Source organism: Pseudomonas xantholysinigenes, assembly GCF_014268885.2.
GTDB lineage: Bacteria > Pseudomonadota > Gammaproteobacteria > Pseudomonadales > Pseudomonadaceae > Aquipseudomonas > Aquipseudomonas xantholysinigenes.
The window spans coordinates 649,256-672,648 of the sequence record NZ_CP077095.1; the positions used below are offsets into that span (position 1 = coordinate 649,256).

Consider the following 23,393-nt stretch of genomic DNA (forward strand, 5'->3'; position numbering starts at 1 on the left):
GTTGAGCGAGCCTGTGGCCGTCCGCCGCGTCGGCATTCTCGGCGGGACCTTCGATCCGGTGCATATCGGTCACCTGCGCAGCGCGCTGGAGGTGGCCGAGTTCATGGGTCTGGACGAACTGCGCCTGCTGCCCAATGCCCGGCCGCCGCATCGCGATACGCCGCAGGTGGCGGCCGAGGATCGCCTGGCCATGGTGCGCGGCGCCGTGCAGGGCGTTGCCTGCCTGAGCGTGGATGCCCGCGAGTTGGCGCGCGACAAGCTGTCGTACACCATCGACACACTCGAGTCGATCCGTGCTGAACTGAACACGCAAGACCAGCTGTTCCTGGTCCTGGGTTGGGACGCATTCTGCGGCCTGCCCAGCTGGCATCGCTGGGAAGAACTGCTGCAACACTGTCACATCCTGGTGCTGCAACGCCCGGATGCCGACGTTGAACCCCCAGACGAGCTGCGCAACCTGCTGGCGGCGCGCTCGGAGAGCGATCCCACCGCCATGTCCGGCCCGGCGGGGCACATTTCGTTCGTCTGGCAGACCCCGCTTGCGGTGTCCGCCACGCAAATCCGACAGCTGCTGGCCAGCGGCAAGTCGGTGCGGTTCCTGGTGCCGGACGCAGTACTGGCCTATATCGAGGCGCACGATCTGTATCGTGGGTCCAACTGACGGCGCCTGTGGGCGCCTCACTTAATGAGTTGAACGAGTTTTATATGACCAAGCAGAAAATCAATGGCATCAGTGGCGAAGAGCTGGTCGAGCTGACCAAGGCCGCGCTGGAAGACGTCAAGGCCCAGGACATCCAGATCATCGATGTGCGTGAAAAGCACAGCCTGACCGACTACATGATCATCGCCACCGGTACCTCCAACCGCCAGATCAGCGCGATGCTGGAAAAGGTCCGCGAAGCGGTCAAGGCCAAGGGCGTGCAGCCGCTGGGCGAAGAAGGCAAGGGCGACAGCGACTGGGTGCTGCTGGACCTGAACGACGTCATCGTGCACATGATGACCGCCGCTGCGCGTCAGTTCTACGACCTGGAGCGCCTGTGGCTGGGCGCCGAGCAGAGCCGTTCGGCCGATGGCAAGCACCACAGCCCGGAGCATGCCCATGAGTATGCCGACAAGCTCAAAGGCCGCGAGTAAGGTCGCGCCGTGCGTCTGCGCCTGATCGCGGTCGGCTCGCGCATGCCCAAGTGGGTCGAGGAAGGCTGGCATGAGTATGCCAAGCGCCTGCCCCCGGAGCTTGCGCTGGAGCTGGTGGAAATCCCGCTGAACACCCGTGGCAAGAACGCCGATGTCGCCCGCCTGATCCGTCAGGAGGGCGAGGCGATGCTGAGCAAGGTGCAGCCTGGGGAACGCATCGTCACCCTCGAGGTCCATGGCAAGCCCTGGAGCACCGAGCAACTGGCGGGCGAGCTGGACCGTTGGCGCCTGGACGCGCGCACGGTCAACCTGATGGTGGGCGGCCCGGAAGGGCTGGCGCCGGAAGTCTGCGCGCGTAGCGAACAGCGCTGGTCGCTGTCGCCGCTGACATTGCCGCACCCGTTGGTAAGGATACTCATCGGCGAGCAGATCTACCGCGCCTGGACTGTGTTGTCCGGGCATCCCTACCACAAATGAACCTGTAAGCCTGTCCGATGCCGCAGCAGATCCGCCTCAAGGACCACGAGAAAGACGCCCGCCTGGTGCGCAACCGCGTCGTCGTGGGCGCCGTGGCGGTGGTGCTGCTCGTCTGCGTGCTGATCGCCCGGCTGTACTACCTGCAGGTCATCCAGTACGACTATCACTCGACGCTGTCGGAGAACAACCGGGTGCATGTGCAGCCGATTCCTCCGACCCGCGGCCTGATCTTCGATCGCAATGGCGTGGTGGTGGCCGACAACCGTCCGAGCTTCAGCCTGGTGATGACCCGCGAGCGCGCGGGCAACCCCGGCAAGTGGCCGGAGGTGCTGGATGTGATCGTCGAAGTGCTGCAGCTCACCCCGGACGACCGCGCCCTGTTCGAGAAGCGCATGAAGCAGGGGCGTCGGCCCTTCGAGCCGGTGCCGATCCTGTTCGAGCTGACCGAGGAGCAGATCGCCCGCATCGCCGTGAACCAGTTCCGCCTGCCTGGCGTCGAGGTGGCGGCGCAGTTGGTGCGGCATTACCCACAGGGCGCGCATTTCGCCCACTCGGTGGGGTATGTCGGGCGGATCAACGAAAAGGAACTCAAGACCCTCGACCCGGTGAACTACAGCGGCACCCACCATATCGGCAAGACCGGCATCGAGCGCTTCTACGAAGACGAGCTGCACGGCCAGGTGGGTTACGAGGAAGTCGAGACCAACGCCCGAGGCCGGGTGCTGCGAGTGCTCAAGCGTACCGACCCCAAGCCGGGCAAGGACATTGTCCTGAGCCTCGACATCAAGTTGCAGGAGGCCGCCGAGCAAGCCTTGGGCGGGCGCCGTGGCGCCATCGTCGCCCTCGACCCGCGCACCGGCGAGGTGCTGGCGATGGTCAGCCAGCCAAGCTTCGACCCCAATCTGTTCGTCACCGGCATCAGCTTCAAGGCCTATGCCGAGCTGCGCGACTCGATCGATCGGCCGCTGTTCAACCGCGTGCTGCGCGGCTTGTATCCACCGGGCTCGACCATCAAGCCGGCGGTGGCCATCGCGGGCCTGGACAGTGGCGTGGTCACGGCCGCCAGCCGGGTGTTCGACCCGGGTTACTACCAACTGCCCAACTACGACCACAAGTACCGCAACTGGAACCGCACAGGCGATGGCTGGGTGGACCTCGATGTGGCGATCATGCGGTCAAATGACACCTACTTCTACGATCTTGCGCACAAGATGGGCATCGATCGGCTGTCGAGCTACATGAACAAGTTCGGCATCGGCCAGAAGGTGGCCCTGGACATGTTCGAGGAGTCCCCCGGCCTGATGCCTTCCCGCGAGTGGAAGCGCGCCACCCGCCGCCAGGCCTGGTTCCCCGGCGAAACGCTGATCCTCGGCATCGGCCAGGGCTACATGCAGACCACGCCGCTGCAATTGGCCCAGGCCACCGCGTTGATCGCCAACAAGGGCGTGTGGAATCGCCCACACCTGGCCAAGACCATCGAAGGCCAGCCGCCGGTGGACGACAACCCCATGGAGAACATCGTCCTGCGCGACAAGTCCGACTGGGCCAAGGTCACCCACGGCATGGAGCAGGTGATGCACGGCGCCCGCGGCACCGCGCGCAAGGCCGCCATCGGCTCGCCATACCGCATCGCCGGCAAGAGCGGCACGGCCCAGGTGGTGGCGATCAAGCAGGGCGAGAAGTACGACCGCAACAAGCTCCAGGAGCGTCATCGCGACCACGCGCTGTTCGTCGCCTTCGCCCCGGCCGAGGATCCACGGATCGTGGTCTCGGTGATGGTCGAGAACGGCGAGTCCGGCTCTGGCGTCGCCGCCCCAGTGGTGCGCCAGGTCATGGATGCCTGGCTGCTCGATGAAAATGGCCGGCTCAAGCCCGAGTTCGCCCCCGCCACCGTCGCCCAGGAATCGGCCCCGTGAAGAACAATTTCGATCGCATGCTCTCCAGCGAGGACGTGATGCGCCGGCGCGCCAGCTTCCTGCAGCGCATCCATGTCGACGGCCCCTTGCTGCTCATCCTCCTGACCCTGGCCGCTGGCAGCCTGTTCGTGCTGTATTCGGCCAGTGGCAAGAACTGGGACCTGCTGATGAAGCAGGCCACCTCGTTCGGCATCGGCCTGGTGTCGATGTTCATCATCGCCCAGCTCGAGCCACGCTTCATGGCGCGCTGGGTGCCGCTGGCCTACGTGGCCGGGGTGGTGCTGCTGGTCGTGGTGGACGTCATGGGCCACAACGCCATGGGCGCCACGCGCTGGATCAACATCCCCGGGGTGATCCGCTTCCAGCCCTCGGAGTTCATGAAGATCATCATGCCGGCGACCATCGCCTGGTACCTGTCCAAGCGCACCTTGCCGCCGCACCTCAAGCACGTGGCGATCAGCCTGGTGCTGATCGGCGTGCCGTTCATCCTGATCGTGCGCCAGCCAGACCTGGGCACCGCGTTGCTGATCCTCGCTTCCGGCGCCTTCGTGCTGTTCATGGGCGGGCTGCGCTGGCGCTGGATCATCAGCGTGGTGACCGCGGCAGTGCCGGTGGCGGTGGCGATGTGGTTCTTCGTGATGCACGACTATCAGAAGCAGCGCGTGCTGACCTTCCTCGACCCGGAGAGCGACCCGCTGGGCACCGGCTGGAACATCATCCAGTCCAAGGCGGCGATCGGCTCGGGCGGGGTCTTCGGCAAGGGCTGGCTGCTCGGCACCCAGTCGCACCTGGACTTCCTGCCCGAGAGCCATACCGACTTCATCATCGCCGTGCTTGGCGAAGAGTTCGGCCTGGTGGGTATCTGCCTGTTGCTGCTGATCTACATCCTGCTGATTGGCCGTGGGCTGATGATCACCGCCCAGGCCCAGACCCTGTTCGGCAAGCTGCTCGCGGGCAGCCTGACCATGACCTTCTTTGTATATGTGTTCGTCAATATCGGGATGGTCAGCGGCCTTCTGCCCGTGGTGGGCGTGCCGCTGCCCTTCATCAGCTATGGCGGAACTTCGTTGGTGACGCTGCTGTCAGCGTTTGGCGTTCTGATGTCGATCCATACGCACCGCAAATGGATTGCACAGGTTTGAAAAAGGTGAAGAATTTCATGCAAGCAGTGCGTGGCTGGGTGGCCCGTTGGGTGCCGTGGATCGGCGCGATGAGCCTGTTCGGCGCGATCCAGCAGGCCCATGCCGGTGATTACGATGGTTCGCCCCAGGTGGCCGAGTTCGTTGCCGAGATGACCCGTGACTATGGCTTCGCCGGTGAGCAACTGATGGGCGTGTTCAGCGAGGTGCAGCGCAAGCAGGCGATCCTCGACGCGATCTCGCGGCCGGCCGAGCGGGTCAAACCGTGGAAAGACTACCGGCCCATGTTCATCACCGACGCGCGCATCGCCCGCGGGGTGGACTTCTGGCGCCAGCACGAGGCCGTGCTGGCCCGTGCCGAGCAGGAATACGGCGTGCCGGCACAGTACATCGTGGCGATCATTGGCGTGGAGACGTTCTTTGGTCGCAATACCGGCAACTACCGGGTCATCGATGCCTTGTCGACCCTGGGCTTCGATTACCCGCCGCGTGCCGAGTTCTTCCGCAAGGAGCTGCGCGAGTTCCTCCTGCTGGCGCGTGAGGAGCAACTCGACCCCTTGACCCTCAAGGGCTCGTACGCAGGCGCCATGGGGCTGCCGCAGTTCATGCCGAGCAGCTTTCGCAACTACGCCGTGGACTTCGACGGCGACGGCCATATCAATATCTGGAACAACCCCGACGACGCCATCGGCAGTGTCGCCAGCTACTTCAAACGCCACGGCTGGGTGGCCGCAGAGCCGGTGGTCAGCCGCGCGCAGGTGCGCGGCGAGCGTGCCGACGAAGGCCTGACCAGCGGCATCGAGCCGGTCAAGACCGTGGCGCAGTTGCGGGCGCTGGGCTGGTCGGGTGATGATGCGCTGCGCGATGATCAACCGGTCACCGCCTTCCGCCTGGAAGGCGAAAACGGCCCGGAATACTGGATGGGCCTGAAGAACTTCTACGCGATCACTCGCTACAACCGCAGCGTGATGTATGCCATGGCGGTGCATCAGCTCTCTGAACAGCTCGTTCTGGCACGGGGCGTCAAGTAAATGCGCGAACTCTTTACAGCCAATGGCTTCAAACTGCTGACCTGCATCGCCGTCGGCCTGGTCCTGGCCAGTTGCTCGTCGAGCCGCCCAAGCAGCCCGCAGGGCGGCAATACCGTGCGTTCGCAGCCGGGCCTGGACATCAACCGGGCCCACAAGGACGGCGCGCCCTGGTGGGACGTGGATGTCAACAAGATCCCCGATGCCACGCCCACGGTGCACACCGGCAACTACAAGGCCAACCCGTACACCGTCTTGGGCAAGACCTACTACCCGATGCAGGACTCGCGCAATTATCGCGCCGAAGGTACCGCGTCCTGGTACGGCACCAAGTTCCACGGGCAGAACACCGCCAATGGCGAGCTCTACGACCTCTACGGCATGAGCGCGGCGCACAAGACCCTGCCACTGCCGGCCTACGTGCGGGTGACCAACCTGGCCAACGGTCGCAGCGTGATCCTGCGGGTCAACGACCGTGGTCCGTTCTATTCCGACCGTATCATCGACCTGTCCTACGCCGCGGCGAAGAAACTCGGCTATGCCGAGATCGGCACCGCCCACGTGCGCGTCGAGGGCATCGACCCGCAGCAGTGGTGGGCCCAGCGTGGCCAGCAGCCACCGATGATGCTCAAGGAGCCGCAGGTGGCCCAGGCCCAGCCGATCCCGGCCAGCACCGGGCGGGTCGAGCAATGGACTCCGCCACCCCAGCAGCATGCGGCGCCGGTGGTGCCCGTGCAGGTGGGGGGCAACAACGTGCCGGCCGGCAACGGCGGCAGCTTCCTGCAGGTCGGCGCCTTCGCCAACCCGGACGCCGCCGAGCTGCTGCGCTCGAAACTGAGCACCATGGTCAGCGCGCCGGTGTTCATCAGTTCCATCGTGCGCAACCAGCAGACGCTGCACCGTGTGCGCCTGGGGCCGATCAACAGCCAGGGCGAGATCCAGCAGACTCAGGACAGCATTCGCTTGGCGAACCTGGGGCAGGCCAAGGTTGTCACTGACTAGCGGCGGCAAGCTTCAAGCTGCAAGCTGCAAGCTGCAAGTTTCAAGAAAAAGCCGCAGTGCACGCCTGCTCTTTCTTGCCGCTTGAAGCTTGCCGCTTGCAGCTCTTACTGTCGGTTTGTTCATGAATTGCCAGGCAAGGGCATGTACAATGCCCGTTTTTGCCCGCAGCGGCATTACGCCGCACTTTTGGGCCCGGCCACAGGCCATGAAACTAGACTGACGGGGCGCCGGGCAAACGAACTTGCCCGCGGAACATCAGACCATTAGCGATTTACGAGAGACGGATGAACATCACCAACCTTGCCAAACGACTTTGCCTGCCCGTTCTGCTGATGATCACGCCCGCTGCCTTCGCAGCGGAGCAGATGATGCCGGCACCACCGCAACTGGCCGCCAAGTCCTATGTACTCATGGACGCGTCCAGCGGCAACGTGCTGGTCGAGAACAACGGTGACGAGCGCCTGCCGCCAGCCAGCCTGACCAAGCTGATGACCGCCTACATCGCCACCCTGGACATCCGTCGTGGCCAGATCGGCGAGAACGACCCGGTCACCGTCAGCGAGAACGCCTGGCGCACCGGCGGTTCGCGCATGTTCATCAAGGTCGGCAGCCAGGTCACCGTCAGCGACCTGCTGCACGGCATCATCATCCAGTCGGGCAACGATGCCTCGGTGGCCCTGTCCGAGCACATCGCCGGCAGCGAAGACGCCTTCGCCGACATGATGAACAAGACCGCCGCCGACCTCGGCATGTCCAACAGTCACTTCATGAACCCGACCGGCCTGCCGAACCCGGAGCACTACTCCTCGGCCCACGACATGGCCACCCTGGCACGGGCGATCATCAACGAAGACCCGGCGCACTACGCGATCTACTCGCAGAAAGAGTTCTTCTGGAACAACATCAAGCAGCCCAACCGCAACCTGCTGCTGTGGCGTGACAAGACCGTCGATGGCCTGAAGACCGGCCACACCGACGAAGCTGGCTACTGCATGGTTGCCTCGGCCGTGCGCGACGGCCAGCGCCTGATCGCGGTGGTGTTCGGCACCAACAGCGAACAGTCCCGCGCTGCCGAGACTCAGAAGCTGCTGACCTACGGTTTCCGTTTCTTCGAAACCCAGACCTTCTACCAGAAGGGCACCGAGCTGACCCAGGCCCAGGTCTGGAAGGGCGCGACCAACCAGGTGAAAGCCGGCCTGGCCAACGACCTGACCATGACCATGCCTAAAGGCCAGTTGAAACGCCTCCAGGCTTCGATGACCATGAACCCGCAACTGACCGCGCCGATCGCCAAAGGTGACGTGATCGGCAAAGTGGAAGTCAAACTGGACGAGAAAGTGGTTCACAGCGCTGACCTCATCGCCCTCGACGGCGTCGAGGAAGCGGGTTTCTTCGGCCGCATGTGGGACAGCATCCGCCTGTTCTTCTACGGGTTGTTCAACTGATTACGTGACCTGCACACCCCCGTGAACCAGGCGGGGGTGATGTTGCCGGCACGGCTTACGAGGCCGTTACCGCCATGAGCGAAGAAGACGTCAAGTCGCACAAGATCGAATTCCCCTGCGAGGATTACCCGATCAAGGTGATCGGCGACACCGTTGTCGGTTTCCGCGACACCGTGATCGAGATCCTCAGCAAGCATGCCAAGGTCGACCTGTCGACCCTGGCCGAGCGCCAGAGCAAGGAAGGCAAGTACACCACGGTGCAACTGCATATCGTTGCCGAGAGCGAGAACCAGCTGCACGACATCAACAGTGCCCTGCGGGCCACCGGCATCGTGAAAATGGTGCTGTGATGTCCGGCGTGCTCGGTATTCGCGACCTTGGCCTGCAGCCCTATGAACCGGTGCTGGAGGCCATGCGCCGCTTTACCGAGCAGCGCGGCCCGGACAGCCTGGACGAAGTCTGGCTGGTCGAGCATCCTCCCGTGTTCACCCAGGGCCAGGCCGGCAAGGCCGAGCACCTGCTGGTACCCGGTGAGATCCCGGTGGTGCAGACCGACCGCGGTGGCCAGGTCACCTACCATGGCCCGGGCCAACTGGTGGCCTACCTGCTGCTGGACGTGCGTCGCCTGAGCATTGGCGTGCGCGAGCTGGTCAGCCGCATCGAGCGCAGCCTCATCGACCTGCTCGCCAGCTATGGCGTGCAGGCGCTGGCAAAACCCGACGCCCCTGGCGTCTATGTCGATGGCGCGAAGATCGCGTCACTTGGCCTTCGAATTCGCAACGGCCGTTCGTTCCACGGCCTTGCCTTGAACGTGGACATGGACCTTGCGCCATTCCGCCGAATCAACCCCTGTGGGTATGCGGGGCTGGCGATGACCCAGCTGCGTGACCTGGCAGGCCCGATCGAACTCGACGAGGTCAGGACAAGGCTGCGCGGACAGCTGGTCAGGCACCTCGACTATGCTGAGCAGACGACCCTGACGGGCGGAATCGACTGATTATGACAACTGTGCAAGAAGCCGTGCCGAACCTGATCCCGACGCAAGACGTCACCCCGCGCCCCGCGCCGAAGAAAGTCGAGGCGGGCGTGAAGCTGCGTGGCGCCGAGAAAGTCGCGCGCATCCCGGTGAAGATCATCCCCACCGAAGAACTGCCGAAGAAGCCCGACTGGATCCGCGTGCGCATCCCGGTTTCGCCGGAAGTCGACCGCATCAAGCAACTGCTGCGCAAGCACAAGCTGCACAGCGTCTGCGAGGAGGCCTCCTGCCCGAACCTGGGCGAGTGTTTCTCCGGCGGTACCGCGACCTTCATGATCATGGGTGATATCTGCACCCGTCGCTGCCCATTCTGCGACGTTGGCCATGGCCGACCGAAGCCACTGGACCTCGACGAGCCGAAGAACCTGGCCATCGCGATTGCCGACCTGCGCCTGAAGTACGTGGTGATCACCTCGGTAGACCGCGACGACCTGCGTGATGGCGGTGCCCAGCACTTCGCCGACTGCATCCGCGAAATCCGCGCGCTGTCGCCGGGCGTGCAGCTGGAGACCCTGGTGCCGGACTACCGCGGCCGCATGGACGTTGCGCTGGAAATCACCGCGCAGACCCCACCGGACGTGTTCAACCACAACCTCGAGACCGTGCCGCGCCTGTACAAGGCCGCGCGCCCGGGCTCGGACTACGACTGGTCGCTGGACCTGCTGCAGAAGTTCAAGCAGATGGTCCCGCACGTACCGACCAAGTCCGGCCTGATGCTCGGCCTGGGCGAGACCGACGAAGAGGTGATCGAGGTCATGCACCGCATGCGCGAGCACGACATCGACATGCTGACCCTCGGCCAGTACCTGCAACCGTCGCGCAACCACCTGCCGGTGCAGCGCTTCGTGCACCCGGACACCTTCGCTTGGTTCGCCGAGGAAGGCTACAAGATGGGTTTCAAGAACGTCGCCTCCGGCCCGTTGGTGCGTTCGTCGTACCACGCCGACCAGCAGGCCCACGAAGCCAAGATCAAGCTCTGAAGCGAGCTTGAGCGAGACATGCCGATGCGCGCTGGAAAGCGGCATCGGCATTTTTTTTGAGCTACAAGTTTCAAGCGACAAGCTGCAAGGAGTGGCGTGATGAATTGCCTGGAAACTGCCGATTACCTGTTGCCCAAGGCCCTGCCTGGCAACGCCCGCTTCGCCATCATCGCCCCGGCCGGGCCGGCGCGGCTGGATATCGACAAGGCTCGCCTGTGGTTCGAAAACCGTGGCCAGCAGTGCCGTATCTACCCTGGTGTGCTGCAGGCGGACGGGTACCTTGCCGGCAGCGACGAGCAGCGCCTGCTTGACCTGCACGATGCGTTCAGCGCCCCGGACATCGACGCCATCCTGTGCATGCGCGGCGGTTACGGCAGCATGCGCCTGCTGGACCGGATCGACTTCCAACTGATCCGCCGCCATCCCAAGCCGCTGGTGGGCTACAGCGATATCACCGCCCTGCATTCGGCGCTCCACCGGCATGCCGGGTTGATCACCTTCCATGGCGCCATGCTCAATGCCGACCTGCTGGGCGGCAAGCAGGAGCCGACCGTTCGTTCACTGTTCGAGCAGCTTGGCGGGCAGTTGACGGCGGGGGACGAGATCGTTCATCCGGCAGCTTACCCGCTGACCAGCGTGGTGCCGGGCACGGCCAGTGGCAAGCTGGTTGGCGGCAACCTGTCGTTGCTCGGCTCCACGCTGGGGACGCTGGCGGAAATCGATACCCAGGACAGCATCCTGTTCATCGAGGACGTCAACGAGCCGCTGTACCGGGTCGACCGCCTGCTGACGCAATTGCGCCTGGCCGGCAAGCTGCAAGGGGTGCGTGGCGTGCTGGTGGGGGATTTTGCCGGGATCTCGGTGGCGGCCATGACGCCGTTGCTGCTGGATACCTTCGGGCCGCTCGGGGTGCCGGTGCTGGCCGGGTGGCGCAGTGGGCATTGTGATCCGAATGTGTGCCTGCCGTTGGGGGCAAGCGTACGACTGGATACCGAAGAGCAGAGTCTGGTGCTATTGCAGGACCTGTTCAGAGTTTGAGATCGCCGGGGCTGCTTTGCAGCCCTTTCGCGACACGAGGCCGCTTCAGGGGATCGCACTCTCCTGTAGGAGCGGCCTCGTGCCGCGAAAGGGGGGCGAAGCGCCCTCTGTGTTCTTTAGCGTGTGCGTCAAATAGCCATCGGCCGGCCAGCCCTGCGCCTGCTGCGCATTGCGGATTGCCTGCCTCATGCCCATTTGCATTGAGCCGCGTCTGCGATTCGACCCGCTCGCTGCACCTACGCAACATCGCGCAGATGCTGACGCTGTTCGCTTTGCCGAACCTGTGGATGGCACACCGACATTTGTTGACGTGCGCAGAAGAGGTGCGCGCGTAATGCAGGAAATGGCGGTTGCGAAGTGGTCGAAGGGCCCGAAAAACAGGGAATGCTGATCAGGTCTCAACGTACGTTGTTTTTGAAGTGTTGGCTGCTCGATAGTCGGAAAATATCTGGTTATTTCAGTGCATCCCTAACGATTAGCTGGAGGTATACATTTTTGCATTACCAGGAAATAAAGCCAGGATATTTAAAGCTTCCATAATAAACCTCTCTCGCTGTATAGGTACTATAATAATTATACTGCGATACGAATTCCGCTAGCACACCAATCTCTTTGCCTACGATGCCTTTAACATGACTTAAAAGCTGATTGGGCAGCAAGATTCTATAATAACGATCAGTGGTGTTTGTTTTTGCCGTCGCCAACATTACCCCACCGATATCCTCGTCAACTGATAGCGTCCACATGCTGAAATTCAAAAAATGTAACTTGTCAGTTGCTATTTCACTCATGTTGAAACTCCTTTTGTTTGATCAGGCTCAACTACATAGCTACAGAGTACAGGTGCTAAAAAAAATAAAAACTGATAATTTTGCCAGGTGGCGCTCGTTGGAATTGTGGGCGACAATCAATATCATTTGTTTTGGATGTTTTGGAACACGAGACCTTTCCATTCAACACCATTGCTCCTCACCCCCGGCAATAGCTCTTGGCGATGGATAATGCGTCGCTCCGGCGGCCTGAGCTATGGAAATCATTGCCTTCAAGAAATTCTGAAGAGGACGTCCAGATTTGGCAAAATGCCTGATCTCAACCGCCGAGACGCCTGATGGAGCAGATGGCCCTCGCAAATGACCTGATAATACTGCTAGTTGTACTCAATCTGTGTTTGCTGATACTTCTGCCGAAAATCGCGCATTGTCGTCAAACTCAAGGAGGCAGGTCATGTGGCTCAACGGTGGGTGTATGCGGGTGTTGCTATCTTTGGCTTTTTTGCTGAGCCTCGGGTCCCCTAGGGCGGAAGCCTTTCTGCAGCAGCAAGGCGAGGAAGTGGCTGCAAGATTGACTGCTCGCTTTGATGATGTAAGAGCAGATTGTGGGAGTCCTTCCAGGCCGGCATTTTTGTGCTCAGGTGTAATAATCAGAGCGACTGAGTACAGTGGAAATTTTGATTTTTGGAATCCAAGTCCAGGTTCTAAGTATCGGGGTGGAGTTTCATTTTCCTATCTGCGCAGCGGTTCTGTATTTGTAAAAGGGATGCCTGGATTGGTTAAGGACTTTATTGCAATGCCGCCAATGGCGGGCGCAGTGGTAAGCCCTTTCAAATATGTATGCGTATTTCCGGTCGATGCGGCAACTGACCTAAGGTCAGACAGAGGTTGTGGTATGGTTAATGGTGATCTCTCAAGCAGATACTGTAGCTCTCAAGGGATTGTCAGCGCAGAACAATATGTCGGGAAGTATTACGCTGATATGTGGAGCGGTTTCAATCCTAAGCACAAGCAGTGTAGCTTTGATGTCCGGGAGGGGTCGCCAAACTCTGCGAATTCTTTTTATCAGAACTTGAAGGCAATAGCGGGTGTCAATTATCTTGATCCTCATTGTGATGAGAATGAGATGGTGGCGATGACGTGGTCAGATAATATTCCAAGTCAGCTGCCTATCGAAGCGCTGTTTTATTTCAATAGATCAGGTCGGGATAACTCTTTGGCTGTAAGTTATGCCCAGTACGACCAGCGCAGGTTCAAGGCTGAGACCGGAAAGTTCCTCCCGATCATCAGCCTTCGACTACCAAACCACTACAGTGGGCGTGCCACTTTTATGTACTTTACGAGCGATCAAGCAATCACTGAGTGAGTGATACTGTCACTGCCCACGCAGCGCATTTAGCAACTTGTGCGTCGGGTACCCGTCAGCCGGCCAGCCTTGGCCCTGTTGCGCATTGCGAATGGCCTTGCGGGTATTGGCGCCGATGATGCCATCGGGGTTACCCGCCTCGTGCCCGCTGGCGTTGAGCAGGTTTTGCAGTTCGATCCGCTCGCTGCGGCTCAAGGGCAAGTCTTCCTTCGGCCAGCTGCCGGCAATGAACCCCCAGCCATAGAAGCGCTCGCCCAGCAGGCTCACGGCCAGTGCATAGGACGACGAATTGTTGTACTTGAGGATCGCGCGGAAGTTGTCCAGCACCAGGAAGGCCGGGCCCCGGGCTCCGGCGGGCAGCAGCAGGGCGGCGGACAGCTGGTTGCTGCCGGCAGGCAGCTGCGTGCCCGCAGGCAATTTCACGCCCAGTTGCAGCCATTCGCTGACGCTCTTTCGCTGGCTGCCGTCAGCCAGCCACCAGTCGAAGCCGGCCGGCACCTGAACCTCGAAGCCCCAGGGTTGGCCGCGCTTCCAGCCGGATGCCTGCAGGTAGTGCGCGGTGGAGGCCAGGGCGTCGGCGGTGCTGTTCCAGATATCGCGGCGTCCATCGCCGTCGAAATCCACGGCATGGGTGAGATAGGTGGTGGGGATGAACTGGGTCTGGCCCATGGCGCCGGCCCATGAACCGCGCATGGCGTCGGGCTGGATATCGCCGTTCTGCAGGATCTGCAGGGCGGCGATCAGCTGGTCCTGGGCGAACTGGGGGCGGCGGCCTTCGTAGGCCAGGGTGGCCAGCGAGCGGATCACCGACTTGCTGCCCTGGAACTGACCGAAGTTGCTCTCCATGCCCCATACCGAGACCAGGACCTGGCGGTCGACACCGTAGCGCTGTTCGATGCGGGTCAACAGTTCGGCGTTCTGCTCAAGCAGTTTCTTGCCGTTGCGCACGCGCAGTGGCGACAAGGCGCCGTCGAGGTATTCCCAGACCGGGCGGGTGAATTCGGGTTGGCTGCGGTCGGCCTTGATCACGTCCATGTCCGGGGTTACACCGAGGAACGCGCGATCGAACAGGTTGGCGCTGATGCCGGCCTGCAGGGCTTGCTGGCGGAAGCCCGCCTGCCATTGGGCGAAGGTCTGCAGGGGCTGGATTTCGTTGCTGACATCGGGCGTGGCGGACGGCAGCGTGACCACCGGGGCAGGCTGGGCGGGAGCCAGCGGCAGGGCATCGGCGGCGGTGGGTTTCTCGGCGCAGGCAACGAGCAGGATGAAGCTGGTGGCTGCGATCAGCTGGCGCGGTTGCCAGCGTGGAGTGGGACGAGAGGGCATGCACAGATCCAGAATTGCAGGTCAGGTGCCGACCATACCATGCTTGCGGCTTTCATGCCTTTTCAGGCCGCCATAAAGCAGGAAGCCTCCCAATCTCTCGATTGGAAGGCTTCGCGGCGGTAGCTGCCTTTGCCTTTTCCGGCTCGTTCCTGGCGGCAGCGGAACAAGGGTTGGGCGATGATCGACTTGGCCTTGTTGGGGCCGTGCTGTTTCGGCTTTTTGCTCATGGTGTGGTTCCCAGGTTGGATGAACGCGGGGCGGACTTTATGGCTTGGGGCGGGCTGCGGCCAATTGATTGTGTTTATGACTGGAACCTTGGGCTCATCGAGATTCCTGTGGGGGCAGGTGTCACGGTGGGTGGCACGGGCTTGGCCCGCGTTCGCGGGTAAACCCGTTCCCACCTCGGCCACGGTCACTCTGGAGGGAGAGCCAGTCTTTGGCCGGCCATCAACAGCGACAGGCGCGACAAACCTGTCCAGGGCGAGCCATCGGCCTGCCCCTTGATCTGCGCATCGATACGCTGGGCATCTTGCAGCAACTGCGCCCAGCGCTGCGCCGAGAGGCGCTGCAGTGCTTTGCTGACCAGTGGTCGGCGCTTGTCCCACACCGGTGGCCGGGCCTGGCTGAACGCCTTGTCCAGCGGCACACCTTGGGAAAACTGCTGGGCGAGGCCGGCCAGCAGGCGCAGCTCGCGGGCCAGCGCCCAAAGAATCACGGGCGGTTCCACGCCCTCGCCGCGCAACCCCTCGAGCATGCGCAGGGCGTGTGCCGCCTCGCCATTGAGGATCGCGTCGACCAGCCCGAACACGTCGAAACGCGCGCTGTCGGCCACGGCTGCCTGCACGGTCTCGACGGTGATCTGGTTGCCTTCGGCGAGCAGCTTGAGCTTTTCGATTTCCTGGGCGGCGGCCAGCAGGTTGCCTTCGACCCGCGCGGCGATCAGGTCGACCGCGTCGCGTTGGGCCGACAGCCCGGCCTGGGACAGGCGCTGGTTGATCCACTGCGGCAGTTGCTGGGCGTCCACCGGCCAGATCTGGATGAACTGGCACTGGCCGCCTTCGATCAGTGCTTTGCCCCACTTGGTCTTTTGCGCGCTGCCGTCGAGCTTGGGCAGGCTGATCAGCAGCAGGGTGTCCTCGGCGGGCTTGGCGCAATATTCGATCAGCGCGGCGGCGCCTTTGTCGCCGGGCTTGCCGGAGGGCAGGCGCAGTTCCAGCAGGCGGCGCTGGGCGAACAGAGACAGACTGGCGCCGGCCAGCAGTAGGTTGCCCCAGTCGAAGTTGGCATCGGCGCTGAACACCTGGCGCTCATCGTAGCCTTGCTGGCGCGCCGCGGTGCGGATGGCGTCGGCGGCTTCCTGGCACAGCAGCGGGTCGTCGCCGCTGACGATATAGACAGGCGCAAGGCTGCCTTGCAGGTGTTTGTTGAGTTGGGCGGGGGCGAGCTTCATGGCGAAGGGCGGGGCACCTCAGGTGCCCCGTTCGGGCTCAGCGAGCCGGGATTTCCATGGGCGACTGCTGGGGCGTCTCGTCCTGGACACGCTGGGCTTCACGCAGGGCGCGGGCCTCGGCCTCGGCACGCTCGTTGGCCTTGCGTTGCAGGTCGTCCAGGTGCGCCGGGGTCAGTTGCTGCAGGCGGGCCATCATGCCTTGCACCAGGTCGCGACGCATCTCTTCGCGAACCTGCGTGGCTTCCTGGCCGGAGCCGTTGACGTTGTTGCCGTCGTAGACGTAGTACTTCTGCACTTGCAGCTTGTCTTCAAGCAGCAGGGTGTCGTTCTGGCCTTCCAGCGCATAGTTCAGCACGGTGGTCAGCTCGTACTCCGCCGAGCGGTTGCCGCCGGTGTAGGTCGCCGAGCGCTGGGTTTCCTGCTCGTTGGTCAGCACCAGTTTGTAGGGGGCCGAGGCATACAGCTTGACGCCGCTGCTTTCCAGGGCGCGGCGCAGCTGCATGACCGTGGGGCCATACTGGTTGCGGGCGCTGAGGTTCAGTTCCTTGATGCTCAGTTCGTTGGTGCCGGTGCCGCGCAGCTGGAAACCGCAGGCGCTGAGCATGACGGCCAGGCCCATTACCAGCAGATTGCGTTTGATCATGTTGTAGCTCCCTCGTGGACCGATTACGCCCGCCTGCGCACCGCGCCGGCGGGCGTTGCCATCAGTTGGCGACGATATTGACCAGTTTGCCCGGCACGACGATGACCTTGCGGATGGTCAGGCCATCGGTGAAGCGCAGGACATTCTCGTTGTTGCGGGCGGCCGCCTCGATTTCCTCGCGGCTCGCGGCGGCGGGCATTTCCACCTGGCCGCGCAGCTTGCCGTTGACCTGGACCACCAGGGTGACGGTGTCTTGTACCAGAGCGCCTTCATCCACCGCTGGCCAGCCGGCATCGATGACCGCCTGGGCGTGGCCCAGTTGTTTCCACAGCTCGTGGGAAATGTGCGGGGTAATCGGTGCCAGCAGCAGGGTCACGGCCTCGAGACCTTCCTGCAGCAGGGCGCGGTCCTGGGCGGTGGCTTGCGGGGCCTTTTCCAGCACGTTCATCACGGTCATCACCTGGGCGATGGCGGTGTTGAACTTGTGGAACTGGCCCACGTCAGTGCTGGCCTGCTTGATCGCGGCATGAATGGCACGGCGAATGACCTTCTGTTCGTCGCTCAGGGCGGCGATGTCCAGCTGGCCCGGCAGGCCTTGGGCCACATGGGCCTGGGCCAGGCGCCAGACGCGGCGCAGGAAGCGGCTTGCGCCTTCGACGCCGGAGTCGGACCACTCCAGGCTCATGTCGGGTGGCGAGGCGAACATCATGAACAGACGGCAGGTGTCGGCACCGTACTGGTCGATCATCGATTGCGGGTCGACGCCGTTGTTCTTCGACTTCGACATCTTCTCGGTGCCGCCGATTTCCACCGGCAGGCCGTCGGTCTTCAGGCGCGCGCCGATGATCTTGGCCTTGGCGTCACGCTCGACTTCGACGTCGGCCGGGTTGAACCAGTCCTTGCCGCCGTTGCTGGCGACACGGTAGTAGGTTTCGGCGACGACCATGCCTTGGGTCAGCAGGTTCTTGAACGGTTCGTTCGAGGTCACCAGGCCTTCGTCGCGCATCAGCTTGTGGAAGAAGCGCGCGTACAGCAGGTGCAGGATCGCGTGTTCGATACCGCCGATGTACTGGTCTACCGGCAGCCAGTGGTTGGCCGCTTTCGGGTCGACCATGCCACCCTCGTAGTTCGGCGAGGCGTAGCGGGCGAAGTACCAGGACGACTCGACGAAGGTGTCCATGGTGTCGGTTTCACGCTTGGCCGCGGTGCCGCATTTCGGGCAGCTGCAGTCGTAGAACTCGGGCATGCGCGCCAGGGGCGAACCGGCGCCGTCCGGCACCACGTTCTCTGGCAGCACCACCGGCAACTGGTCTTCGGGCACCGGCACGTCGCCGCAGGACGGGCAGTGGATGATCGGGATCGGGCAGCCCCAGTAGCGCTGGCGGCTGATGCCCCAGTCGCGCAGGCGGAACTGGGTGCGCGACTTGCCGAGCTCCTTGCGGATCAGCGCGGCTTCGATGGCGTCGAAGGCGCCCTGGAAGTCCAGGCCGTCGAATTCGCCGGAGTTGATCAGCTGGCCGTGTTCGCCGTAGGCGGCCAGCCACTCGTTGCCGACTTCATCACCGACGCTGGTGCGCACCACCGCCTTGAGTGGCAGGTTGTACTTGTGGGCGAACTCGAAGTCGCGCTCGTCGTGGGCCGGCACGGCCATCACGGCGCCATCGCCGTAGTGCATCAGCACGTAGTTGGCGACCCATACCGGCAGCTTCTCGCCGGTCAGCGGGTGCTCGACGAACAGGGAAGTGGGCATGCCCTTCTTCTCCTGGGTGGCCATGTCGGCCTCGGCGACGCTGCCGCTCTTGCATTCGTCGATGAACGCCTGCAGCGCCGGGTTGCCCTGGGCGGCCTGGGTGGCCAGCGGGTGTTCGGCGGCGACCGCGACGTAGGTGGCGCCCATCAGCGTGTCTGGACGGGTGGTGAAGACCTTGAGGGTGCCTTCATGGCCGATGCTGGCCTGGTCGAACGGGAACTGCACTTCCATGCCGCGCGACTTGCCGATCCAGTTGCGCTGCATGGTCTTGACTTGCTCAGGCCAGCCTGGCAGCTCGTCGAGGCTTTCCAGCAGCTCGTCGGCGTAGTCGGTGATGCGGAAGTAGTACATCGGGATTTCGCGCTTCTCGATCAGCGCGCCCGAACGCCAGCCACGGCCGTCGATGACCTGTTCGTTGGCCAGTACGGTCTGGTCCGCCGGATCCCAGTTCACGGTGCCGTTCTTGCGGTAGATGATGCCTTTCTCGAACAGGCGGGTGAACAGCCATTGTTCCCAGCGGTAGTAGTCCGGCTTGCAGGTGGTGACTTCACGCGACCAGTCGATGGCCAGGCCCAGGCTCTTGAGCTGGGTCTTCATGTAGTCGATGTTCTCGTAGGTCCACTTGGCCGGGGCGACGTTGTTCTTCATCGCGGCGTTTTCCGCCGGCATGCCGAAGGCGTCCCAGCCCATCGGCTGCAGCACGTTCTTGCCCAGCATGCGCTGGTAGCGGGCAATCACGTCACCGATGGTGTAGTTGCGCACGTGCCCCATGTGTAGCTTGCCGCTCGGGTACGGGAACATCGACAGGCAGTAGTAGGTGTCCTTGCCTGGCTGTTCGGTAACAGCGAACGATTGTTGCTCGTCCCAGTAGGTCTGGGCGGCGGCTTCGATATCACGGGGTGTGTATAGTTCGTGCATGGCTACTTTGTATTAAGGGATAAGAGACATGTTCCAGGCAGCGCGACCTCGCTGCGTCCGGCACTCCGGTGTCGTGTAAGAGTGAACGCCGTAGCATACATGAGCGCCGCGCGTCGTGGGAAACCCAGTTTGCATCGGTGGGCGCGCGGGCCGTTGGTCGCGGCGCCGGGTCGCTTTTGCGAGTGACGCTAAGCTCATTTGTGGGGGGGAGATATTCTTACCTTCAATGAGGTGAACGGATGGGAGAGTCGCAGCTAACCACAAGCACACCGGAGCTTTACGAGCGCCTGATCGACCGCCTGGGCCTGGCATTGGAAGTGGCCAGGACCTCGGTCAGATTGCGCGACGAGATGCCCGCCGAACTGGAGTTGCGTGGCCTGAGCCATGCCGAGTTCGAAGTGATCAAGGCCTACCTGGAAACCCTTCCAGAGGGCCGTTTTGCCAGCGCCGGCGCTTATCCGCAGCCGCAACCGTCTTCGGCCAGAATCGTCTGGCTCAAGGACCGCAAGCGTTCCGCCGCCGCAGCAAGCGCGCGGACGCTGCCGTCCCGATAATCGATCAGGGTTGTGTCAGCAGTTAACCAATCGTCGGTACTACACATTTACCTACATCGATCGGCGCCGGTTGCCCTTGAGGCCCGGTGCCGATCCTCTTAGGCTGCATGCCTTCCACGGAGGTGTGCATGCCGCTTCGCTTTTTCCTCAAACAATGGCTGATGCCACCGGGCATCCTGTTCCTGTTGCTGCTGGCCGCCTGGTGGTTGCGCCTGCGTCGCCCTGGCTTGGCGGCAGCCTGTTTTGTCCTTGGGCTCGGCGGCTTGTGGTTGATGAGCCTGCCGTTGGTGGTGCAGCAGGCCGCGCGCCTGCTGGAGGGCGAGCCGCCGTTGCCCGAGGAGAGCTGGGCGACGCTGGCCAGCCGGGCCGATGCCATCGTGGTGCTGGGGGCGGGGCGCGAGCGGGGCGATCCGGCCTGGGGCGGTGCCGACCAGCCGAGCTACCTGGCACTGGAGCGCATGCGTTATGCCGCCCAACTGGCCAAGGTGTCGGGGTTGCCGGTGCTGACCAGCGGTGGCTTGCACTATGGCGCGCCGCCAAGCGAGGCACGCTTGATGGCCGAGCGCATGCAGGTCGACTTCGGTGTAAGGGTTACCTGGGAGGAAACGGCTAGCCGGACCACCTGGGAGAACGCCCAATTCAGTGCCCAGGTGCTGCAACCCTTGGGTATCAAGCGCGTGGTGGTGGTGACCCAGGCCTGGCACATGCGCCGTTCGCGCTGGAGCTTCGAGCAGGCCGGGTTCGAAGTGGTGCCCGCGCCCGTGGGCTTCCTGGGGCGTGATCATGGGCGTCCGTTCGCCGGGCTGCTGCCGGAAAGCCGGGCCGTCTGGCAGAGTGGCTTGCTGCTGAACGAGGCGCTGGGTTTGCTGGGGTATCGGCTGTTCTATTGATGTCCAACGCACACGCCCCCCAGTAGGAGCGGCCTTGTGCCGCGAAAAGGCCGCAAAGCGGCCTCGCGATCTGTGCCTGTACGCGAATTCCCCGGGGCTGCTTCGCAGCCCTTTCGCGGCACAAGGCCGCTCCTACAGGGGGGCGTCGCTCAGACGGTCCTGGCGATCCGCCCGGCCAGCAACGCCCAGCCCAGCAGCAGCACACAGACGATTGCCAGCGGCCACGAGCGCCACTGCAGGTAGGGCGTCAGCTGCTGCATCGGCACCACTTCGCCATACAGCACGGCACGCTGGAACTGTGGAATCTGCGCGGTGATCCTGCCGAACGGGTCGATCAGCGCGGTCACGCCGTTGTTGGTGGCGCGGATCATCCAGCGTCCAGCCTCCAGCGCGCGCATCTGCGCCATCTGCAGGTGTTGCAGCGGGCCGATCGAGGTGCCGAACCAGGTGTCGTTGCTGATGGTCAGCAACAGGTCGCTGCGCGCGGCAAGGCCTGCGGCGAACTCGGGGTAGACCACTTCGTAGCAGATGTACGGGGCGACCTGGTAGCCCTTGGCCTGCAGCAGCGGCTGGTCCTCGGGGCCGCGGGCGAAGTCTGACATCGGCAGGTTGAAGAACTCGATCAGGCCGCGCAGCATGTCTTGCAGCGGCACGTACTCGCCGAACGGCACCAGTTTCTGCTTGAGGTAGGTGCCGTCGCCTTCACCGGTCACGGTGATGCCGTTGAAGTAGCGGCGCTGCTGATGCACGACCTGGCGTACCGGCACGCCGGTGATCAGCGCCGAATGCCGTTCGGCGGCAAAGGCGCCCATCATGTCGATGTAGCCTTGGGCTTGGTCCTTGAGCACTGGCACGGCGGTTTCCGGCCACACCAGCAGGTCGACCGGTTTGGAGCTGAAACTCATGTCACGGTACAGCGCCAACTGTGCGTTGACGTGCGCCGGATCCCATTTCAGGTCTTGTTCGACGTTGCCCTGCAGGGCGGCGACTTTCAGTGGATCGCCGGCGGGCGTGGTCCAGGCGTGATCCTTCAGGGCCAGGCCGACAACCCAGGGCGCCAGCAGCAACAGCACGCCGACGGCCAGGAACGCGCGTCGCTCGCGCAGGCGGTACAGGTTGCACAGCAGGGCGGCGGTCAATGCCAGGGAGAACGACACCAGCCATACGCCGCCCAATGGGGCGAGCCCGGCAAGGGGGCCATCGAGCTGGCTGTAGCCGGCATAGAGCCAGGGGAAACCGGTCAGGAACCAGCCACGGAATGCCTCCTGCAGCAGCCACAGGGCGGCGAAGCTCAAGGCGTCGGCCAGTGGCGCCTCGTCGCGGCGCAACCAGCGTGCCCAGAGCCAGGCAGGCAGGGCGAAGAACAACGCCAGGCAGGCGAAGAACGCCAGCAGCAGCAGGATCGCCAGCAGCGGCGAGGCGCCGCCGTAGGTGTTCATGCTGACGTAGATCCACCAGGTGCCGGCGCCATACAGGCCGAAGCCGAAGCACCAGCCGCGGGCCAGGGCCTGGCGCGGGGTCAGCGTGCGCAGGCCGGCATAGAACAGGGCGATGGACAGCAGCGCCAGCGGCCAGATGTCGAACGGCGCCAGGGCCAGGAGGGTGGAAGCGCCGGCCGCCATGGCCAGCAGGTTACCGGGCCAGCCGGGGCGGGTGATCCAGCGCATGGTGTTCCTTAACGGTTGATCGGGGTCAGGCGCAGCAAGTGTATCCGCCGGCTGTCGGCGTTGAGAATACGGAAGCGGTAGCCGCCGATCTCGGTGGTTTCGTTGCGTTTGGGCAGGTGGCCGAAGGCGCTCATCACCAGGCCGCCGACAGTGTCGAACTCGTCATCGGAGAACTCGCTGTCGAAGAAGCCGTTGAAGTTCTCGATCGGCGTCAGGGCCTTGACCAGGAAGTCGCCGCTGGGCAGTGGCTTGATGTAGCTGTCTTCCTCGACATCGTGCTCGTCCTCGATGTCGCCGACGATCTGCTCGAGCACGTCCTCGATGGTCACCAGGCCCGCTACGCCGCCGTATTCGTCAATGACCACCGCCATGTGGTTGTGGTTGGCGCGGAATTCGCGCAGCAGCACGTTCAGGCGCTTGGACTCGGGCACGAAGGTGGCCGGGCGCAGCAGATCCTTGATGTTGAAGCTGTCGCCGTTCTCCTTGAGGATCAGCGGCAGCAGGTCCTTGGCGAGCAGAATACCGAGCACATCGTCGTGGCTCTCGCCGATCACCGGGTAGCGCGAGTGCGCGGCGTCGATCACCGCCGGCAGGAATTCGCGTGGCGATTGGCTGGCCTTGATGCTGATCATCTGCGAGCGCGGCACCATGATGTCGCGCACCTGCAGGTCGGCGACCTGGATGGCGCCTTCGACGATGGTCAGCGCTTCGCTGTCGAGCAGCTTGTTCTGATGGGCTTCGCGCAGCAGCTCAAGGAGCTCCTGGCGGTTTTTCGGCTCATGGGCAAAAGCCTGGGTCAGCTTACCCAGCCAGGACTTCTGCCCGTTGCTCGATCGATCTTCGCTCATGGCGGTTACTCGTGAT

At 63.2% G+C, this 23,393-nt stretch carries 23 protein-coding genes and 1 pseudogene; 15 read left to right on the forward strand and 9 right to left on the reverse strand.

From position 1 onward, the window contains the following. The first annotated feature begins 1 nt into the window (after position 1). The 12 genes from nadD to HU772_RS03060 all read left to right on the forward strand — a co-directional run bounded on the left by nadD (position 2) and on the right by HU772_RS03060 (position 11,195). A complete protein-coding gene (nadD, locus tag HU772_RS03005) occupies positions 2 to 661 on the forward strand; it encodes a nicotinate-nucleotide adenylyltransferase (protein WP_186657226.1) in 660 nt (219 codons plus the stop codon). Between the two features lie 44 nt (positions 662 to 705). Next, complete coding sequence (gene rsfS / locus HU772_RS03010; protein ID WP_186657224.1) at positions 706 to 1,134, forward strand: ribosome silencing factor; 429 nt, start codon at positions 706 to 708, stop codon at positions 1,132 to 1,134. Positions 1,135 to 1,143: 9 nt separating this feature from the next. Next, positions 1,144 to 1,611, forward strand: a complete 468-nt coding sequence (gene rlmH, locus HU772_RS03015; RefSeq protein WP_023631106.1) for a 23S rRNA (pseudouridine(1915)-N(3))-methyltransferase RlmH — start codon at positions 1,144 to 1,146, stop codon at positions 1,609 to 1,611. Positions 1,612 to 1,628: 17 nt separating this feature from the next. Continuing rightward, positions 1,629 to 3,527: a penicillin-binding protein 2 gene (mrdA, locus tag HU772_RS03020; protein WP_186657210.1), complete on the forward strand. Its 1,899-nt coding sequence runs from the start codon at positions 1,629 to 1,631 to the stop codon at positions 3,525 to 3,527. Between the two features lie 38 nt (positions 3,528 to 3,565). Beyond that, a complete protein-coding gene (rodA, locus tag HU772_RS03025) occupies positions 3,566 to 4,669 on the forward strand; it encodes a rod shape-determining protein RodA (RefSeq protein ID WP_186657411.1) in 1,104 nt (367 codons plus the stop codon). Between the two features lie 17 nt (positions 4,670 to 4,686). Then, entirely contained in the window at positions 4,687 to 5,697 is a 1,011-nt protein-coding gene (gene mltB, locus HU772_RS03030; RefSeq protein ID WP_186657191.1) for a lytic murein transglycosylase B, read from the forward strand. Next, on the forward strand, positions 5,698 to 6,696 hold the full coding sequence (locus HU772_RS03035) for a septal ring lytic transglycosylase RlpA family protein (RefSeq protein WP_186657182.1): 999 nt from the start codon (positions 5,698 to 5,700) through the stop codon (positions 6,694 to 6,696). A 284-nt stretch (positions 6,697 to 6,980) separates the two neighbouring features. Then, on the forward strand, positions 6,981 to 8,141 hold the full coding sequence (locus tag HU772_RS03040) for a D-alanyl-D-alanine carboxypeptidase family protein (protein WP_134692698.1): 1,161 nt from the start codon (positions 6,981 to 6,983) through the stop codon (positions 8,139 to 8,141). 74 nt (positions 8,142 to 8,215) lie between these two features. Then, complete coding sequence (locus HU772_RS03045; RefSeq protein WP_011535839.1) at positions 8,216 to 8,491, forward strand: DUF493 domain-containing protein; 276 nt, start codon at positions 8,216 to 8,218, stop codon at positions 8,489 to 8,491. Continuing rightward, positions 8,491 to 9,138 (forward strand): lipoyl(octanoyl) transferase LipB, encoded by a 648-nt coding sequence (lipB, locus tag HU772_RS03050; RefSeq protein WP_186657179.1) that lies wholly within the window; start codon positions 8,491 to 8,493, stop codon positions 9,136 to 9,138. Before HU772_RS03045 ends, lipB begins: the two co-directional genes overlap by 1 nt. Before the next feature lie 2 nt (positions 9,139 to 9,140). Further along, the gene (gene lipA / locus HU772_RS03055; RefSeq protein WP_011535837.1) at positions 9,141 to 10,157 is read left to right on the forward strand and encodes a lipoyl synthase; all 1,017 of its coding nucleotides are present in this window, start codon (positions 9,141 to 9,143) and stop codon (positions 10,155 to 10,157) included. A 99-nt stretch (positions 10,158 to 10,256) separates the two neighbouring features. Continuing rightward, entirely contained in the window at positions 10,257 to 11,195 is a 939-nt protein-coding gene (locus tag HU772_RS03060) for a S66 peptidase family protein (RefSeq protein ID WP_186657177.1), read from the forward strand. Positions 11,196 to 11,240: 45 nt separating this feature from the next. Here HU772_RS03060 and HU772_RS25175 read toward each other — a convergent pair. Together HU772_RS25175 and HU772_RS03065 are read right to left on the reverse strand one after the other, a co-directional pair. Then, positions 11,241 to 11,427 (reverse strand): annotated as a pseudogene (locus HU772_RS25175) (hypothetical protein); the annotation flags it as partial. Positions 11,428 to 11,695: 268 nt separating this feature from the next. Then, positions 11,696 to 11,986, reverse strand: coding sequence for a hypothetical protein (locus HU772_RS03065; protein WP_186657174.1), 291 nt, complete (start codon positions 11,984 to 11,986; stop codon positions 11,696 to 11,698). Positions 11,987 to 12,419: 433 nt separating this feature from the next. Here HU772_RS03065 and HU772_RS03070 point away from each other — a divergent pair, with 433 nt between their 5' ends. Continuing rightward, the gene (locus HU772_RS03070) at positions 12,420 to 13,331 is read left to right on the forward strand and encodes an N-acyl homoserine lactonase (protein WP_186657171.1); all 912 of its coding nucleotides are present in this window, start codon (positions 12,420 to 12,422) and stop codon (positions 13,329 to 13,331) included. 9 nt (positions 13,332 to 13,340) lie between these two features. Here HU772_RS03070 and HU772_RS03075 read toward each other — a convergent pair whose 3' ends face one another. The 5 genes from HU772_RS03075 to leuS all read right to left on the reverse strand — a co-directional run bounded on the left by HU772_RS03075 (position 13,341) and on the right by leuS (position 19,418). Beyond that, on the reverse strand, positions 13,341 to 14,657 hold the full coding sequence (locus HU772_RS03075) for a lytic murein transglycosylase (RefSeq protein ID WP_186657168.1): 1,317 nt from the start codon (positions 14,655 to 14,657) through the stop codon (positions 13,341 to 13,343). Between the two features lie 62 nt (positions 14,658 to 14,719). Then, on the reverse strand, positions 14,720 to 14,884 hold the full coding sequence (arfA, locus tag HU772_RS03080; RefSeq protein ID WP_186657166.1) for an alternative ribosome rescue factor ArfA: 165 nt from the start codon (positions 14,882 to 14,884) through the stop codon (positions 14,720 to 14,722). Between the two features lie 185 nt (positions 14,885 to 15,069). Further along, the gene (holA, locus tag HU772_RS03085) at positions 15,070 to 16,107 is read right to left on the reverse strand and encodes a DNA polymerase III subunit delta (RefSeq protein WP_186657147.1); all 1,038 of its coding nucleotides are present in this window, start codon (positions 16,105 to 16,107) and stop codon (positions 15,070 to 15,072) included. A gap of 37 nt (positions 16,108 to 16,144) precedes the next feature. Then, positions 16,145 to 16,750 (reverse strand): LPS-assembly lipoprotein LptE, encoded by a 606-nt coding sequence (locus HU772_RS03090; RefSeq protein WP_186657144.1) that lies wholly within the window; start codon positions 16,748 to 16,750, stop codon positions 16,145 to 16,147. A gap of 61 nt (positions 16,751 to 16,811) precedes the next feature. Next, complete coding sequence (gene leuS / locus HU772_RS03095; protein ID WP_186657141.1) at positions 16,812 to 19,418, reverse strand: leucine--tRNA ligase; 2,607 nt, start codon at positions 19,416 to 19,418, stop codon at positions 16,812 to 16,814. A gap of 239 nt (positions 19,419 to 19,657) precedes the next feature. Here leuS and HU772_RS03100 point away from each other — a divergent pair, with 239 nt between their 5' ends. Further along, the gene (locus HU772_RS03100) at positions 19,658 to 19,972 is read left to right on the forward strand and encodes a hypothetical protein (protein WP_186657126.1); all 315 of its coding nucleotides are present in this window, start codon (positions 19,658 to 19,660) and stop codon (positions 19,970 to 19,972) included. Positions 19,973 to 20,100: 128 nt separating this feature from the next. Continuing rightward, a complete protein-coding gene (locus HU772_RS03105; protein WP_186657123.1) occupies positions 20,101 to 20,862 on the forward strand; it encodes a YdcF family protein in 762 nt (253 codons plus the stop codon). Positions 20,863 to 21,011: 149 nt separating this feature from the next. On the opposite strand, the gene lnt is transcribed toward HU772_RS03105, so the two are convergent. Next, positions 21,012 to 22,529 carry an apolipoprotein N-acyltransferase gene (gene lnt / locus HU772_RS03110; RefSeq protein ID WP_186657120.1) on the reverse strand — a complete coding sequence of 506 codons (1,518 nt, stop codon included), beginning with the start codon at positions 22,527 to 22,529 and terminating at the stop codon, positions 21,012 to 21,014. Between the two features lie 8 nt (positions 22,530 to 22,537). Next, positions 22,538 to 23,377 carry a CorC family transporter gene (locus HU772_RS03115; protein ID WP_186657116.1) on the reverse strand — a complete coding sequence of 280 codons (840 nt, stop codon included), beginning with the start codon at positions 23,375 to 23,377 and terminating at the stop codon, positions 22,538 to 22,540. Positions 23,378 to 23,393: the final 16 nt, after the last annotated feature.

Coding starts and splice junctions, on each gene's coding strand:
- rsfS (WP_186657224.1), top strand. CDS start 706: ATGACCAAGCAGAAAATCAATGGCATCAGTGGCGAAGAGCTGGTCGAG.
- mrdA (WP_186657210.1), top strand. CDS start 1,629: ATGCCGCAGCAGATCCGCCTCAAGGACCACGAGAAAGACGCCCGCCTG.
- rodA (WP_186657411.1), top strand. CDS start 3,566: ATGCGCCGGCGCGCCAGCTTCCTGCAGCGCATCCATGTCGACGGCCCC.
- mltB (WP_186657191.1), top strand. CDS start 4,687: ATGCAAGCAGTGCGTGGCTGGGTGGCCCGTTGGGTGCCGTGGATCGGC.
- HU772_RS03035 (WP_186657182.1), top strand. CDS start 5,698: ATGCGCGAACTCTTTACAGCCAATGGCTTCAAACTGCTGACCTGCATC.
- HU772_RS03040 (WP_134692698.1), top strand. CDS start 6,981: ATGAACATCACCAACCTTGCCAAACGACTTTGCCTGCCCGTTCTGCTG.
- HU772_RS03045 (WP_011535839.1), top strand. CDS start 8,216: ATGAGCGAAGAAGACGTCAAGTCGCACAAGATCGAATTCCCCTGCGAG.
- lipB (WP_186657179.1), top strand. CDS start 8,491: ATGTCCGGCGTGCTCGGTATTCGCGACCTTGGCCTGCAGCCCTATGAA.
- lipA (WP_011535837.1), top strand. CDS start 9,141: ATGACAACTGTGCAAGAAGCCGTGCCGAACCTGATCCCGACGCAAGAC.
- HU772_RS03060 (WP_186657177.1), top strand. CDS start 10,257: ATGAATTGCCTGGAAACTGCCGATTACCTGTTGCCCAAGGCCCTGCCT.
- HU772_RS03065 (WP_186657174.1), bottom strand. CDS start 11,986: ATGAGTGAAATAGCAACTGACAAGTTACATTTTTTGAATTTCAGCATG.
- HU772_RS03070 (WP_186657171.1), top strand. CDS start 12,420: ATGTGGCTCAACGGTGGGTGTATGCGGGTGTTGCTATCTTTGGCTTTT.
- HU772_RS03075 (WP_186657168.1), bottom strand. CDS start 14,657: ATGCCCTCTCGTCCCACTCCACGCTGGCAACCGCGCCAGCTGATCGCA.
- arfA (WP_186657166.1), bottom strand. CDS start 14,884: ATGAGCAAAAAGCCGAAACAGCACGGCCCCAACAAGGCCAAGTCGATC.
- holA (WP_186657147.1), bottom strand. CDS start 16,107: ATGAAGCTCGCCCCCGCCCAACTCAACAAACACCTGCAAGGCAGCCTT.
- HU772_RS03090 (WP_186657144.1), bottom strand. CDS start 16,750: ATGATCAAACGCAATCTGCTGGTAATGGGCCTGGCCGTCATGCTCAGC.
- leuS (WP_186657141.1), bottom strand. CDS start 19,418: ATGCACGAACTATACACACCCCGTGATATCGAAGCCGCCGCCCAGACC.
- HU772_RS03100 (WP_186657126.1), top strand. CDS start 19,658: ATGGGAGAGTCGCAGCTAACCACAAGCACACCGGAGCTTTACGAGCGC.
- HU772_RS03105 (WP_186657123.1), top strand. CDS start 20,101: ATGCCGCTTCGCTTTTTCCTCAAACAATGGCTGATGCCACCGGGCATC.
- lnt (WP_186657120.1), bottom strand. CDS start 22,529: ATGCGCTGGATCACCCGCCCCGGCTGGCCCGGTAACCTGCTGGCCATG.
- HU772_RS03115 (WP_186657116.1), bottom strand. CDS start 23,377: ATGAGCGAAGATCGATCGAGCAACGGGCAGAAGTCCTGGCTGGGTAAG.